Origin of the sequence: Eubacterium sp. CAG:161 (assembly GCF_000432355.1) — a bacterium.
In the GTDB taxonomy this organism is placed as follows: domain Bacteria; phylum Bacillota; class Clostridia; order Lachnospirales; family Lachnospiraceae; genus Eubacterium_G; species Eubacterium_G segne.
The window spans coordinates 1-1,058 of record NZ_HF991830.1 but is presented as its reverse complement, the minus strand read 5'-3'; the positions used below and the strand labels follow the sequence as shown (position 1 = coordinate 1,058).

The following is a 1,058-nucleotide window of genomic DNA, read 5'->3' as shown; positions in this document are numbered from 1 at the left end:
GCCTTATACGATATTCCAAAGGGCTATCATCCTGAAAAATTCGAATTACGTGAGCTAATAGATTTTTCAGCACACGACGTGTACAAGACTAAAGTATATTATGACAGAGAGCAGAGAATACTGATTAGCCCAAAGCTGTTTAAGCTTATGAAAAATTATATTAAAGATAATGAGTATAAGGCAATATTTTAAACCTAAAATTATTTCACAAATACATGAACGTTTTACAGTTTATCATAAAAAATCATAAAGTGTTATATTGCTCGCAATGCCTGATTAACAAAGGCGTTGCGGGCATTTTTGTAACACTAAATAATGTATGATAAACTGATATAAAATCCCTAGGCTCTTCAGGCAAAGAAGGAGTTGTCACTGGAGGGAAAACATCAATACTTGGGAAAAATATGTTGGCAGAGATGAATGTGTCAAAACGAACAAAGTGGGCAGGATATCAAGCTTAATCTATGAAAAACCTTTGGACAGTGAACTGGAAGAGTGGCAGATTTTTATTTAAGATTTGTATTATAGAATTATGTCAAAAAATTTTCAAGACAAAGATATCGCTTTTTCTGTCCCACTTACAAAAATACAAGAATTTAAAATAAAGAAAATATTAAATGAACAAGAAGGATTTTTGTTGAGGATAGGAGTGGAACAGAGTGTGATATCGACCTGTAATTGTTTGTGTGGCAATTAATGAAAGATATCATTGCAAAATAGGTAAATAGAGATATTTTTTAGTAAATATGGTATATTCATGATCATCGCCAAGATATTGTTTAAAAAGGCTATGTGAAATGTCAAATGCAGAAGCGGAATTCTTATAGTCTTTTTTATTAAGGGAAATAATACCTTGATAAAACATTCCGGTTGTGTAATCAAGATTATTGCATCCAATATAGTCAGTGATTATATCAAGTGCAAATTGTAGTATATTTTCAGCGGTAATATAATCCTTTAGTGATAGTGACTGTTTTACCATATGAAATGTCTGCTGGAGGGTATCGTTTCTTTCCATAATTCCAAGGTATGAAGGGGCTGTCGCACTAGCGATTTTT

At 32.1% G+C, this 1,058-nt stretch carries 2 protein-coding genes; one reads left to right on the top strand and one right to left on the bottom strand.

Annotated features, from left to right (window positions below; genetic code table 11):
* A partial coding sequence (locus Q5O30_RS00115) for a hypothetical protein (protein WP_302674476.1) occupies positions 1-192 on the top strand: 192 nt, incomplete at its 5' end.
* A 514-nt stretch (positions 193-706) separates the two neighbouring features.
* Here Q5O30_RS00115 and Q5O30_RS00110 read toward each other — a convergent pair.
* On the bottom strand, positions 707-1,058 hold a 352-nt coding region (locus tag Q5O30_RS00110), incomplete at its 5' end, for a hypothetical protein (protein ID WP_302674475.1).